Raw genomic sequence first — 13,483 nt, 5'->3', positions numbered from 1 at the left:
GAATTTTACACAGGATTAATACATACAGCCCATTCCAATGGGAGAACCATCAGGAATTTTAGGTGCCACAATAACTTTAAATTCTGAAGGTTTGTTTAAAAACGCATCTATTCTTCGAACCATTTCCACAGCAATGGCATTTTTACCATTGTTCAAGACATAGGATCTAATTTCCTTCAAACTTTCATTGGCAATGGCATTTACTTGAGGATGCACTTCTTTGTGTGCCGCAAGATTCATGATATGAAACAATACCCTAAAATTGATGGTATTTTGAACTTCATCATGGTATGCATCTTTATGCTTAAGTTCCAAGGTAAGCTCCAATGTTTCACCTAATACTTCTTTTAAGCCTATCTGATCTTTATCCAAACTTTTCTGTTGAATCAATCGGGAGGCTCGTTCTGGGTGCAACAAAAGCCCCAAGGTCATATCAGCCGCAGTTTCAACTGAAGATAGTGCATCAAAACTAACACCGGTTCTTCCCTTGAAAGACTCCCGGCTACGTCCATAACCAATGGCCCTTGGTGGGAAAAGTTCCAATTTTTCCTTTGGAATGGCAACTACTGATGCATCCAGCGTTTTTAATATAGTTTTTAGTGCATTTTCTTGTGATGCTACACTGATGGGGGAAACCGTTCGCTGTCCGTCTCCTTTGATGGCGTAATTGTAATCTAACCCTCCAATCAATTTGGCGGTAGCTTCTGTTTGGTACCGATGAAAAAAGTATAGCGGCGCAAAAACATCCTCAAGCACCGAATTGGGTTCTCCTGTACGGATATTATCTATGGAAAAATTGTTGATAGCCACCTTTCTAATCTGTAGCATCTTATCCAATTCCTGACTCGCATTTTTACCGTTGTCCCATAAATGTCCCAGCGCATGGGCACCTCCTTTTGGTCTTGCGTCTTGATCGGAAATATAGCGCAATCCATCATTTTGGGCTTTTTCCAAAATAGCATTCAGTCCTTCTTTTTCCTCTGCTTCATTAGAAAAGTTCTCATAGGAATATGCTACCGTAACCTTGTCCCATTCTCCAATACCAGTATCATATGCATTTTTAAAGTTGATGACATTTCCTTCCAATTCAAATTGTGGGTGTGGATAATCCATTACAGATGCCCTGTTATTGGTACTTGCCGCAAAATTATGTGCAAACCCCAACGTATGGCCAATTTCATGGGCTGATAATTGACGTATTCTGGCCAGTGCCATTTCCAACATAGGCTGATAATTATCATCTATTTCTGCAAAAGGTTTGTTCATCAAGGCTTGGGCAATCAAGAAATCCTGACGAATACGAAGACTGCCCAAACTTACGTGCCCTTTGATAATCTCTCCAGTTCTGGGATCCGTAATACTGCTTCCATAACTCCATCCCCTTGTCGATCGGTGTACCCACTGAATTACATTATAACGTACATCCAATGGATCTGCATCATCTGGCAATATCTTCAACTGAAAAGCATCTTTATACCCGATAGCTTCAAAAGCTTGGTTCCACCATCTTCCTCCTTCCAATAATGCAGATCTCACCGGCTCTGGTGTTCCGTTGTCCAAATAATAGATGATAGGTTCTACAGCTTCACTAACTTCAGCATTGGGGTTTTTCTTTTCTAAGCGATGACGCGTTACATATCTTTTCAGAATAGGTTCTTGTACAGGAGTGGCGTAATCGTAATAGGAAAACGGATAAGAGCCACAACGAGGATCAAAAACCCGTTTTTTATAATTGTCATCAGGTAATTCTATTAAGGAATGGTGTTGCGCCACTGTTACCAAATTTGGTACTGGAGTGACCGATTTTATCCAATCCCCAGTAGGGTTACCTTTAAAGGTAAGGGTAACATCAAACTCCACATTTTTTGGAAAAGCTTTTGTGCGGTCAAAAGCCAAAGCACTTTTGGATTTATCCAAACTGTAAGATCCTTGTTTCCTGCTTTTCAATCTACTGGATACTCCATGGGCGTCCCGCATTAAAAAATCGGTAACATCAATAAGGTAATTTCCTTTCGACTCTTCTTCTATCTTAAAGCCATGCAGTACAGATTTTGCAAAGGCTTGTTCTACTGATTTTCGTTCTAAATCATTATCCGTTAAAGCTCTAAAACGTAAATTTGGTTGTACCAGCAATAGTTTTTGTCCAGCCCTCTTAAAATAAACAACAGCTTCATTGCCCAATTGCCCCCTATCCAAACCAATATCATTGCTTCCAATTCCACTACTTAATGAGTAGACATACAAAAACTCTTTTTCAAGTTCGTTGACCTCAAGAAAAATCTTGTCTGTCTTATCATCATAATAAAAATTGAAATACCCATTGAACTTTTGATAGTCCTTGGTCTTATCAAAATTTTGAGCATTCAATAAAAACGAGAAAAAGAAAATTGGCAGCGAGTAGAGTAGTCGTTTTTTCATATCCAAATTTGATTAAGCTTAAATTTATATAATTTTCGTTGCCCCACTGCACCGAAATACTATTTTTGCTTGAAATTTTGATTGTATGGTTACCACAGATCAGCAAAAAGATCTTATTGAACGCCTAGGTGCGTTAAGGAGGTATCTTTGACATTGATGCCAAACTTATTGAAATAGAGAACGAAGAGGAGAAAACTCTTGCGCCAGGATTTTGGGACAACCCTCAAGAAGCCCAAAAACAAATGCAGGTTCTAAAATCCAAAAAAAAGTGGGTTGAAGAATTCAACGAAGCCAAAACCTTAATTGGTGATTTAGAAGTGTTGATTGAATTTCAACAACTTGGAGAGGTCGATGAAGCTGAAGTTGAAGAAAAATTTAGCCAATCACTCGAATTGATTGAAAAGCTTGAGTTTAAAAACATGCTTTCTGATGAAGGTGATGAACTGACGGCCGTACTGCAGATTACCGCTGGAGCTGGCGGGACTGAAAGTTGTGACTGGGCTTCCATGTTGATGCGTATGTACATGATGTGGAGTGAAAAAAATGGGTACAAGGTCAAAGAGCTCAATTACCAAGAAGGAGATGTAGCTGGTATCAAAACCGTGACCTTGGAAATTGAAGGTGAATATGCCTTTGGCTGGCTCAAAGGGGAAAATGGAGTTCATCGATTGGTTCGCATCTCTCCTTTTGATAGCAATGCCAAACGCCACACTTCATTTGCTTCAGTTTATGTTTATCCCCTAGTGGATGACACCATAGAAATTGAAGTAAATCCTTCTGATATAGAAATTACAACTGCCCGATCGAGTGGTGCAGGTGGACAGAACGTAAACAAAGTGGAGACCAAAGTGCAATTGGTACACAAACCTACAGGCATTCAAATTTCATGTTCAGATTCGAGATCACAGCACGATAATAGAGCCACAGCGATGAAAATGTTGAAATCACAGTTGTATGAAATCGAGCTGAGAAAGAAACAAGAGGCCAGAGCAGAAATTGAATCTTCAAAAATGAAGATTGAATGGGGTTCCCAAATCAGAAATTATGTGATGCATCCGTACAAATTGGTGAAAGATGTGCGCACAAGTGAAGAGACAGGGAATGTAGATGCTGTAATGGATGGGGAAATCAGTCAGTTCTTAAAGGCCTATCTGATGATGATGGGACAACGCGAAGAATAAATTAAGACAGATGATCAAAATATACCATAATCCTAGATGCAGAAAATCCAGAGAAGGTCTGGAAATTTTGGAAAAATCTGGACAAACGTTTGAAGTGGTCCGATATTTGGAAGAAATTCCATCAGAAGAGGAGTTGAAATCAGTTATTCAATCCCTTGGCATTGCTCCAGAAGATTTGCTTCGAAAAAACGAAGCTGTTTGGAAAGAGAATTTTAAAGGAAAACATCTTTCAGATGAGGAAATTGTTCAAGCTATGCTTGAGCATCCAAAACTTATTGAAAGACCCATAGTTGTTAAAGGTGATAAAGCTGTAATTGGTCGGCCTGCTGAAAAAATTAGCGCTTTACTATCTGATAACGATTAAATTATGTGGGATTTATTGAGTTTTGTACCTTGTAACATGCTATTTGAGGACTATAAATCAGCTTCTTAGACCTTAACTAAATACACATGAAGAAAACACAAACCATTTTTATTTTAGCCTTTTTCTTGGGAGTTCTAGGAGCAGGTGAACTTTATGCACAATACGGATATGGAAATCCCTATGGCTACGGAGGAAGGTACGGCAACAGATATGGGAGACAACGAAGCATTGTTCCACAAACCCCAGATACGCCCAAAGAGCCTGAAAAATTGACCGCAGAACAAATAGTGGATCAACAGATGCCATCCATTACAGAGGCTTTGACACTCAATCCTTTTGAAGAAGCTGTTGTGAGGACCACATTGATAAAATCTGTTCAGCAGCGTATAGAAATCCAAATATTGGAGTTGCAAGGGGCACAATTACAGGATGCCGTTGAGAAAATCAAAAACCGGCAAAATGAAGAACTGGAATTAGGTCTCCCAGCAGAAAAATATAAAGCCTTTTTAGAGCTACAGGAAAATCAGTTCAATACCAAAAAGGTCAAGAAGAAAGAGAAAAAGAAGAAAAAGAAATCCAAAGAATAATATCCACTTCAAAAGGATTAACAATTTTTTAAGTCCATTGACGGGGTCAAGTGTGTTGTTGGCAGATATAATTTTCCTATCCTCCCATTTTCATTTCAAATTTGCCATACAAAATCCAAACTATGCACAAAATCTTTGCCCCGTTGCTTTTATTGGCAATTTCATCAATCAATGCACAAAGACAACCCAATCAGAGTTCAATAAAAATTTCGGGGAAAGTAGTTGACCAAGATACGGGGCAACCGTTAGAGTATGCCACTTTTGTGATGCAAAGCACAAATGATTTAAGCAAAGTAACCGGTGGCATTACTGATTTGGATGGCACATTTAATGTTGAAGTATCTCCAGGAAAATACAATATAAGAGTTGAGTATATTTCATATACCACCTATACCCTGAATGATCAAATTTATAGGTCAGCTACAAATTTGGGCGTCATAAAACTTGCTCCAGATGTTGCCCAATTAAAAGAAGTGGAGGTTATTGGCGAAAAGACCACCGTTGAGGTTAGATTGGACAAAAAAATATACAATATCGGTAAAGATATTACCACAAGTGGAGGAAATGTAAGTGATGCCCTTAATAATATTCCATCTGTGGATGTGGACATAGAAGGGGCCATTAGTTTAAGAGGAAATGAGAATGTACGGATATTAATTAATGGAAAACCCTCTGCAATGGCCGGATTTGGCTCTACTGATGCTTTAAGGCAACTACCAGCCGATGCCATTGAAAAAGTAGAGGTCATCACAAGTCCATCTGCCAGATATGATGCTGAAGGAACTGCAGGTATTCTGAACATCGTTCTAAAAAAGGAAAAGACCCTTGGGGTAAACGGTTCCATCAATACTACTGTTGGCTACCCTTTTAATGCACGGGCAACCACCAATTTCAACCTTCGGACAGAAAAATTCAACATTTTTAACACCCTTGGGTATTTTCATAGAGAAGCACCGGGCAGTGGTTATTTTGACAACACTTATTCTGAAGGAGAATTTGACAGGATTATTGAAGACCGAGATATCAGTCGTAATGATGACGGTTTGAATGTAAATATCGGTATGGAATATTTCCTAACTGAAAAATCATCGGTAACCGGAAGTTTTTTCTACCGGTTTTCTGATGAAAATGATTTGACTGAAAATGATAGTCAACGCTTTTCAGATGAAGCACTATCCAGCCGTACATTTAGGAGCGAAGACCAAAATGAGAACGACAACAGTTATCAGGTTTCCCTTAATTATACCAATAACATTAATGATGATGGCCATAAACTAACGGCAGATTTTCAATATTCCTATGATGATGAATCTATTCTGACCGTGATTCAGGAAAACAATACGGTTCCCAATACTGAATTGCTGGCGTTGGAAAACATCACAGAGGCACAAACCCAAGACGATATTCTTGGTCAAATCGATTATGTACTTCCCATGGGCAATGCGCAATTTGAAGCGGGTTATCGTGGAACTTTTGAAAAAGAGGTCAATGATTACCAATTGGACACTCTCAACCAAAATACCGGGAATTTTGTGACCAATCTAGATTTGACCAATATTTTCACCTATCACGAAAATGTAAACGCGCTCTACACACAATACGGGAATAAATTGGGGGAATTTTCCTTTTTGGCTGGATTACGTATGGAAAACACCCAATTGAAAGGTGAAGTAGACTCAGAAATTGATAGTGAGGCATTGGAAGAGATTTTGGGAGAAGATGTTGATGTGAATTTCGATAAGAACTATCTGGGTCTTTTCCCCACATTAAACTTGGTCTATGAAATTTCTGAAACCCAAAATATTTCCATTGGTTATAACCGAAGAATCAATAGGCCAAGGGGATGGTTTATCAATCCCTTCCCTTCCAGATCTAGTAGAACCAATATTTTTCAAGGAAATCCAGATTTAGACCCTGCTTATGCCAATGCGTTTGATATTGGCTATTTGAAACGTTGGCAAAAGCTCACCTTTACTTCATCTGTATATTATCAAAAAGAAACCAATTCCTTTGAAAGGGTTCAAGAAGAAACAGGAGAAGTCACTGCAGATGGTGTTAGAATTATTCGTTCCATTCCCATCAATCTATCCACCAATGAAAGAATTGGTGCCGAAGCTGGAATGTTATATAATCCAGCAAAATGGTTAAGAATCAATACAAGCTTTAATTTCTTCAGGTTCAGTTCTGAAGGAACATTCAATAATGTAGATTATGGTGCTGACAATAGTAGCTGGTTTGCCCGATTCAGCTCTAAATTTACCTTACCGAAAAAAATAAACCTTCAGGCAAATTCTTTCTACAGAGGACCAAGGCAAAATGCCCAAACAGAAACCAAAGGCATATTTTCCATGAATTTAGCCATGAGCAAGGACTTGTTCAAAGAAAAAGCCACATTGTCATTTAATGTGAGTGATTTGTTCAACTCTAGAAAACGTGTGTCTTATACAGAAACTGATTTCTTTACTTCAGATAGTGAATTTCAATGGAGAAAACGACAGATCAACCTTTCATTTATCTACAGATTTAACCAACCTAAGGATAGAAAACGTGGAGGTGATAGGTTTGATGATGGAGGGGACGAAGGAGAGTTTGGTAAGTCCTAAATCCTTTTTATATAACTAAAAAGAGGCCAATGGCCTCTTTTTTATTCACTAAGCTTGGCTCTCTTGGCCTCGCGTTTTTCTTTAATCATTTCCCTAAGGTTACCAACCAACCAATAAGGTACTACAAAAGTCAATAAGAAAATCATTAACCAGAATCCTATGGTCAAAATGGTTAAAAAAGCTAAGAATCCTAAATATTGGTCAAATTCAAACATTATTTTGTCTTTTGTTGAGCAAAGATACTTTCTTCTTATCAAAAAAAACAAATCTTGGATTAAAAAATGTTCAATACAACAAAAGTCATGTAAAATTGTCTTTACGAAGGCCTAAATTTGTGTATTCTAAAAATTTGATAATGAGCTTCAGAATTGAAAAAGATACCATGGGGGAGGTAAAAGTACCCTCTGACAAATACTGGGGAGCGCAAACTGAGCGTTCCAGAAACAACTTTAAAATTGGAACACCTGCGTCCATGCCCTTGGATGTGGTATATGGTTTTGCCTATTTGAAAAAAGCCGCCGCCTATGCCAACCACGAACTTGGAGTTCTTGCTGTTGCTAAACGGGATCTTATTGCCCAAGTATGTGATGAAATATTAGATGGAAAACATGATGGTCAGTTTCCTTTGGTAATCTGGCAAACCGGTTCTGGAACCCAAAGTAATATGAACGTCAACGAGGTAATTGCCAACAGAGCACATGAAATTGCCGGTAAAACAATTGGGGAAGGCGAAAAAACCATTCAACCCAACGACGATGTGAACAAAAGTCAATCGTCCAACGATACTTTTCCTACTGGAATGCATATTGCCGCCTATAAAAAAATTGTAGAAGTAACCATTCCAGGGGTAAAGCAACTTAGAGATACTTTGGTCAAAAAATCAGAAGAATTTAAAGATGTGGTTAAAATTGGACGCACCCACTTAATGGATGCCACTCCCCTAACCCTTGGACAAGAATTCTCAGGTTATGTTTCCCAACTGGATCATGGATTAAAAGCTCTTCAAAATACATTAGATCATCTAAGCGAACTTGCTTTGGGAGGTACAGCAGTAGGTACGGGTTTGAACACCCCAAAAGGATACGATGTTCTTGTTGCTAAATATATAGCGGAGTTTACCGGACTTCCTTTTGTTACTGCAGCAAATAAGTTTGAAGCTTTAGCGGCACATGATGCCATTGTTGAAAGTCATGGGGCATTGAAACAGTTGGCAGTTTCTTTGAACAAAATTGCGAATGACATTAGAATGATGGCTTCCGGTCCCCGTTCCGGTATTGGTGAAATCATAATTCCTGCCAATGAACCGGGAAGTTCCATTATGCCCGGAAAAGTAAACCCAACACAGTGTGAAGCCATGACCATGGTCTGCGCACAAGTTATGGGCAATGATGTTGCCGTGGGAGTTGGTGGAACGCAGGGACATTATGAATTGAATGTTTTTAAACCTATGATGGCGGCCAACATACTACAATCTGCACAACTATTAGGAGATGCCTGTGTAAGCTTTGAAGTAAACTGCGCTGTAGGTATTGCCCCTAATCATGAAGTGATCAAAACTCTTTTGAACAATTCTTTGATGCTGGTCACTGCACTAAATACCAAAATAGGATATTATAAGGCCGCAGAGATTGCCAATACAGCTCATAAAAATGGAACGACACTTAAAGAGGAAGCTGTTAATTTAGGTTATGTTACCCCAGAAGAATATGATGAATGGGTAAAACCTGAAGATATGGTGGGAAGTCTTAAATAGTGCTTGGAACTATTCTCAACGGAAAAAGCCCGATTCAATGAAGAACCGGGCTTTTAAGTTATATGGATAGTGTATATTATTTCAAGGTGAACTTAGAAGTTCCCAATAATTTCAACTTGTTATCATAAACATTCACCATGTAATTTCCTTTTTGGAAATCACTTGCTGGTTTATTGATGTAATCACATACATCCAAAGAACTGTTTTCGTAATAGAAGTTAGTTCCCTTGCTATAAGAGATAGATGCACCTTCTTCGCTTGTTTTAGAGAAGCTATCTCCCAACACATTACCTTGTGGGTCAAGAACTTCAATAAAGAATTCTCTATCACCTGCTTCAGCGATTACGTTATCAGCAACTGTGAAGCAGACTTTAAATTTATCAGTAGATTTAGCTCTAGAAGTAGAAACCAATTTCCCACTGTTTCTTTCTCTAATAGCATCAACAGAGAAACTGGAAAGACTCAATGCAGATCCTTTTTCTACGGCGTCAGCCAATTGTGTGTTCTGTACAATCAATGAATCGTTGAAAACAGTTTGTTTTTCCAACTCAACAAAAGTACTGTCTCTTTGCATGGCCAACAAAGTATTGGATTGTGTCAAAGAGTCCACTTGCTTCATCAATTTTTCTCTTTCAGCTTTAAGAACGCTTACTTGTCTTCTGTATCTGGAAAGTGTGGCGATATCCGCTTTCATAGCTTGAACAGAGTCGATGTACTTTGCAATGTTATCTCTAGCAGCTACTAATTCTTCATTAGTTGCATTGCTTTCCAAAATTGCCTTGTCGTACTCAGCTTTAAGATTGTTCAAATCATTAACAACAACTTCCTTTTCTTGTGTAAGGGCATCTGTTGTCTTCTTTTTATCTTGGTAAAGGCTTACAGTGTAGATAATAGTCCCCAAAAGAACTACACCAAGCAAACCAGCAATTACCTTTAATCCGTTGTTATTTTTTGTTTCACTCATAACTTCTTAAATTAATTGATTCCCGTTTAAGTTTTCTTTGATCAATTGTGTTTGGTTTATATACGCTGTAAGTTTTAGTTTGGATTTCAGAATATTAAATAATGTAAAAAAAACACTAGAAATCTTTAGGAACCCTTAACTTTAAAGGAATAGCAAAACTTAGATTCATGAAAAATTTATTTCTACCTATAGTTTTTTCTCTTGCAGTTGCAATGGGCTGTAAAGAAACCAAAGCTCAAAAAACATTAAAAGAAAAAGAATCAGAATCAGTTTCCTCTTTAAAAATTATACCCATAGAACATGCCACTGCAATTCTTGAATGGAATGATATTACCATATATATTGATCCTGTAGGTGGGAAAGCTGCTTTTGAAGGTCAAAAAAATCCAGATTTAATTTTGATCACGGATATCCATGGTGATCATTTTAATTTGGAGACCTTAGAGGAACTGAACACCGAAAAAGCGAAAATAATTGTTCCCCAAGCTGTAGCTGATAAAATGCCGGCTACGTTTACGCCACAAATAGATATATTGGACAACGGAAGTTCCAAAGAACGATATGGAATAAATGTGGAAGCTATACCCATGTACAATTTACGGGAAGAAGCCTTAAATTTTCATGTGAAAGGAAGAGGTAATGGTTATGTACTTACTATTGATGGTAAGCGCATCTATTTTTCAGGGGATACCGAAGACATTCCTGAAATGCGAGCTCTTAAAAACATTGACAAGGCTTTTGTTTGTATGAACCTTCCCTATACCATGACCGTAGAGAGTGCTGCCGATGCTGTTTTAGAATTTCAACCCAAAGAAGTATATCCTTATCATTTTAGGGGAAGACCTGAAGTAAGCGATGTAAAAAAATTCAAGGAAATCGTAAATAAGGAAAATTCCAATATAAAAGTGGTGCAACTGGACTGGTACCCTAATGATGATTTTTAATCTCATAAAATATTGACAACATATTGACGTTTAGGATAAAGACCAAATCAATACTTAACCAATGAATCCTAAATCTTATGCCCTACTGGCAATAGCACTAGTCTTTGGAGCTCAATTATCTTTTTCAAATCAGTGTGATAATTTTTACGCAAAAGTCACTTATGCATTGAGCCATTCCAAAAAGGCAATGACAGCAACAAACTTTGAGCATCAAATGTATTATGCTGAAAGGGCTATGACCGCACTTGAAAAATCAGAAACATTCATGAGTGAATGTGGTTGTGCAAAATCTGAAGACAAAACTTTGGATGCGATTGAAAGTTTGGCCAGAGCCACAGACCCCAATGATTGGGATGCAGGTAGATATTATACCAAAAAATCCATAGGAATTATAAACGAGTTGATTACTATTTTGGATGAATGCACCATAGGTGCGTCTGAACCCATTGTTATTGAAGATAACGCAGATACTACTTTGGAACATGAAGCCCATGCCGAAGATGAAACCGACCAAAAATCTATGGAGAAAGAAATGGTGGAAGTTTTTGAGAAACATGCCCAAAATAAGCTTCATACTGCAGAAAAAGCCATTGAACAATTGGTAGCATTATCCAAAACCAGAGGAATGGCCTCAAAACAAAACAATAATGATTCCGATACTTTGGAATCCCATCAGAAAGCCTATTTGGAAAAGGCAAAAAAACTTCTTGAGGAGGGGCTTAATCGGTTGAATACATCAAATTGATTTTAACAGTAAAAAATATCTAACCTAGTTCGTTGCCTTTAAAAACTCACACCATCGGAATAATAGATTACTCTTCAATTTATTAATGTAAAAATTTAAATTATCTGAAAGTTTTTTCTTTCTTTTTGCTTTTATTTGTTCATATAATTCATCTTATATGAAAAAACTAAGAAGCTTAGGTGCATTTATTGTTCTCGGATTTATTGGTTGCCTATTTTCATGTTCTGAAAAAGAAGAATATATAACTCCCTTGGATGCCAAAGCTAGCATAATTGAATATGCTAAAACCAACCAAATCTTAGGTGCAAAAAAAATATTATGGGATTATGCACATTTAATGGATCTAGCAGATGGAAAAGAGTACATTGATGTCCCCTTGGAATCGAATAACCGATCAAAACATGAGAGGGCCGTCTTTACATTTAATGGTTCAGAACTAACACATAAATCTTTATGGATTTTTGAATCCAAAATTAAAGATTTTGATATGTCAGATTACGCAATAGGATTCCATGAAATGTTAGCAGATTTCGATGGGAACATATATTACAATGATTTTAAAAACGAAAAACAATTAATTCAGTATGAGGATGGGACTCAGGCAAGTGGTAGAGAATTAAATGCGCTGACTGGTAAAGAATGTTTTTTCGTTGAGGACTGTCCATGGACCAATCCAGCCTGTAATATTTGTCATTTGGGCCAAAATATGACAATAGTGATAATCCCTGTTTTTCCTTATACATCCCCTCCCCCCAACCCATGTAAACAAATGGACAAATTGGGGGACGATACAAACATATTTAATGCTCTGATAGATTTAAAAGCAAAGGTATCGGCCGACAGAGAATATGGTAGGGCAATTTATTACAATGATCCTATTGGTTTTTCTCCATATTTAACTGGTGCTCCGGGTGGCGCCGGCATTTCTATAACCGTAACCTCAAAAATTGATGGGTTTATGCACAGTCATTATACTGGGTTACTTTCTATTTTTTCGGGTTCGGATGTTAAAGCTGTATATGATCTTTACAAAGCCAATAAAATCAAGAACTGGAAAACCTTTGTATTTATGGTGGTTACTGGGGGCACAACATATGCTATAAAAATCGATAATATCAATGATTTTAATAGTTTTGGTAATAATTTTTTAAGTTCCGCTGATAAATTTAATTTTTTTGAGCAATTATTTGATTCAAAAGTTAACACCACTAATAGTAATTTACAGAATGAAATAGGATTTGCTAACCTTATCAAAGGTTCGGGATTGAAATTATTCAAGGGAAATCCGATAAATTTCTCAACTTGGACCGGAATAACCACAAATAATGCCGGAACTGGTATAATTAATGATAACTGTAACTAAAAACTCCAAATGAAAGGAAGATTGTTTTTTTTGACAACGACTCTGGTTCTGTTCTGTGCCAGTTTACATGCACAAAGGAAAGTGATAAAAACAGAAAAAGGTGAATATCAAAAAGATAGTAGGCTTAATAAATATTTAGGAAGCTGGGAATATAGGAATGATAATGATGTTTTTATAGTTAGATTGTTTGCTGCAAAAATAGAAGGGCCTAATGGCCTTACAATGGATGTAATCAAAGGTTGCTATAATTTTACCCAAAACAAATTGGAGTACAATGATATTCTTCAAAATTGCGATTTGAAGAAAAATAGATTGGTTGGTAGCATTAAGCACGATGCAAAGGACATACTGAATCTAATTTATTGGGATGATAAAAAAAGACAAAAAGGGACAGCTAAAATAAATTTTTTGTCCAATAAGCAATCCCGTATTAAATGGAGTTTGGGACTTTATGAGGGAGAGAAACTACAGATTATCACAGATGAAAGTGAACGAATCTTTTTTGGAACTGATTTTGCCGTTCCTACAGATGTAATAATGGAACGAATTGACTAATTATTT

The 13,483-nt window shown here is 37.2% G+C and carries 12 protein-coding genes; 9 read left to right on the top strand and 3 right to left on the bottom strand.

All coding sequences use genetic code 11. The features are described 5' to 3' along the window. Window positions 1-15 precede the first annotated feature (15 nt). Window positions 16-2,418 (bottom strand): zinc-dependent metalloprotease, encoded by a 2,403-nt coding sequence (locus HJC33_RS12285; RefSeq protein WP_171659121.1) that lies wholly within the window; start codon window positions 2,416-2,418, stop codon window positions 16-18. Between the two features lie 85 nt (window positions 2,419-2,503). Between HJC33_RS12285 and prfB the strand changes: the two genes are divergently transcribed. The 4 genes from prfB to HJC33_RS12265 all read left to right on the top strand — a co-directional run bounded on the left by prfB (window position 2,504) and on the right by HJC33_RS12265 (window position 7,153). After that, window positions 2,504-3,599 (top strand): peptide chain release factor 2 gene (gene prfB / locus HJC33_RS12280; protein WP_171659120.1). Its coding sequence is split into 2 segments (ribosomal slippage): window positions 2,504-2,566 and window positions 2,568-3,599, totalling 1,095 coding nucleotides; the frame shifts between segments, so codons are not numbered across the junction. A 10-nt stretch (window positions 3,600-3,609) separates the two neighbouring features. Beyond that, a complete protein-coding gene (arsC, locus tag HJC33_RS12275) occupies window positions 3,610-3,963 on the top strand; it encodes an arsenate reductase (glutaredoxin) (RefSeq protein ID WP_171659119.1) in 354 nt (117 codons plus the stop codon). Between the two features lie 86 nt (window positions 3,964-4,049). After that, window positions 4,050-4,550, top strand: a complete 501-nt coding sequence (locus tag HJC33_RS12270) for a hypothetical protein (protein ID WP_171659118.1) — start codon at window positions 4,050-4,052, stop codon at window positions 4,548-4,550. Window positions 4,551-4,672: 122 nt separating this feature from the next. Next, window positions 4,673-7,153 (top strand): TonB-dependent receptor, encoded by a 2,481-nt coding sequence (locus tag HJC33_RS12265; RefSeq protein WP_171659117.1) that lies wholly within the window; start codon window positions 4,673-4,675, stop codon window positions 7,151-7,153. A gap of 41 nt (window positions 7,154-7,194) precedes the next feature. Here the strand turns inward: HJC33_RS12265 and HJC33_RS12260 are convergent, their stop codons facing one another. After that, window positions 7,195-7,368, bottom strand: a complete 174-nt coding sequence (locus HJC33_RS12260) for a hypothetical protein (protein ID WP_171659116.1) — start codon at window positions 7,366-7,368, stop codon at window positions 7,195-7,197. Window positions 7,369-7,508: 140 nt separating this feature from the next. Between HJC33_RS12260 and fumC the strand changes: the two genes are divergently transcribed. Beyond that, window positions 7,509-8,906: a class II fumarate hydratase gene (gene fumC / locus HJC33_RS12255; RefSeq protein WP_171659115.1), complete on the top strand. Its 1,398-nt coding sequence runs from the start codon at window positions 7,509-7,511 to the stop codon at window positions 8,904-8,906. A gap of 76 nt (window positions 8,907-8,982) precedes the next feature. Here fumC and HJC33_RS12250 read toward each other — a convergent pair whose 3' ends face one another. Then, window positions 8,983-9,870: a hypothetical protein gene (locus HJC33_RS12250; protein WP_171659114.1), complete on the bottom strand. Its 888-nt coding sequence runs from the start codon at window positions 9,868-9,870 to the stop codon at window positions 8,983-8,985. A gap of 167 nt (window positions 9,871-10,037) precedes the next feature. Here HJC33_RS12250 and HJC33_RS12245 point away from each other — a divergent pair, with 167 nt between their 5' ends. The 4 genes from HJC33_RS12245 to HJC33_RS12230 all read left to right on the top strand — a co-directional run bounded on the left by HJC33_RS12245 (window position 10,038) and on the right by HJC33_RS12230 (window position 13,477). Beyond that, on the top strand, window positions 10,038-10,814 hold the full coding sequence (locus HJC33_RS12245) for an MBL fold metallo-hydrolase (RefSeq protein ID WP_171659113.1): 777 nt from the start codon (window positions 10,038-10,040) through the stop codon (window positions 10,812-10,814). 61 nt (window positions 10,815-10,875) lie between these two features. Further along, on the top strand, window positions 10,876-11,559 hold the full coding sequence (locus tag HJC33_RS12240; RefSeq protein ID WP_171659112.1) for a hypothetical protein: 684 nt from the start codon (window positions 10,876-10,878) through the stop codon (window positions 11,557-11,559). 157 nt (window positions 11,560-11,716) lie between these two features. Then, on the top strand, window positions 11,717-12,922 hold the full coding sequence (locus HJC33_RS12235) for a hypothetical protein (protein ID WP_171659111.1): 1,206 nt from the start codon (window positions 11,717-11,719) through the stop codon (window positions 12,920-12,922). 9 nt (window positions 12,923-12,931) lie between these two features. Continuing rightward, on the top strand, window positions 12,932-13,477 hold the full coding sequence (locus tag HJC33_RS12230; RefSeq protein WP_171659110.1) for a DUF6705 family protein: 546 nt from the start codon (window positions 12,932-12,934) through the stop codon (window positions 13,475-13,477). The last annotated feature ends 6 nt before the right edge of the window (window positions 13,478-13,483 follow it).

Origin of the sequence: Flagellimonas amphidinii, assembly GCF_013090115.1 — a bacterium.
Taxonomy (GTDB): Bacteria; Bacteroidota; Bacteroidia; order Flavobacteriales; family Flavobacteriaceae; genus Flagellimonas; species Flagellimonas amphidinii.
The sequence above is the reverse complement of the archived record's forward strand: the minus strand, read 5'-3'. Positions and strand labels throughout refer to the sequence as shown.

Bases quoted from the DNA above. Each gene is read 5' to 3' on its own strand.
- HJC33_RS12285 (WP_171659121.1), bottom strand. From the start codon at position 2,418: ATGAAAAAACGACTACTCTACTCGCTGCCAATTTTCTTTTTCTCGTTT.
- arsC (WP_171659119.1), top strand. From the start codon at position 3,610: ATGATCAAAATATACCATAATCCTAGATGCAGAAAATCCAGAGAAGGT.
- HJC33_RS12270 (WP_171659118.1), top strand. From the start codon at position 4,050: ATGAAGAAAACACAAACCATTTTTATTTTAGCCTTTTTCTTGGGAGTT.
- HJC33_RS12265 (WP_171659117.1), top strand. From the start codon at position 4,673: ATGCACAAAATCTTTGCCCCGTTGCTTTTATTGGCAATTTCATCAATC.
- HJC33_RS12260 (WP_171659116.1), bottom strand. From the start codon at position 7,368: ATGTTTGAATTTGACCAATATTTAGGATTCTTAGCTTTTTTAACCATT.
- fumC (WP_171659115.1), top strand. From the start codon at position 7,509: ATGAGCTTCAGAATTGAAAAAGATACCATGGGGGAGGTAAAAGTACCC.
- HJC33_RS12250 (WP_171659114.1), bottom strand. From the start codon at position 9,870: ATGAGTGAAACAAAAAATAACAACGGATTAAAGGTAATTGCTGGTTTG.
- HJC33_RS12245 (WP_171659113.1), top strand. From the start codon at position 10,038: ATGAAAAATTTATTTCTACCTATAGTTTTTTCTCTTGCAGTTGCAATG.
- HJC33_RS12240 (WP_171659112.1), top strand. From the start codon at position 10,876: ATGAATCCTAAATCTTATGCCCTACTGGCAATAGCACTAGTCTTTGGA.
- HJC33_RS12235 (WP_171659111.1), top strand. From the start codon at position 11,717: ATGAAAAAACTAAGAAGCTTAGGTGCATTTATTGTTCTCGGATTTATT.
- HJC33_RS12230 (WP_171659110.1), top strand. From the start codon at position 12,932: ATGAAAGGAAGATTGTTTTTTTTGACAACGACTCTGGTTCTGTTCTGT.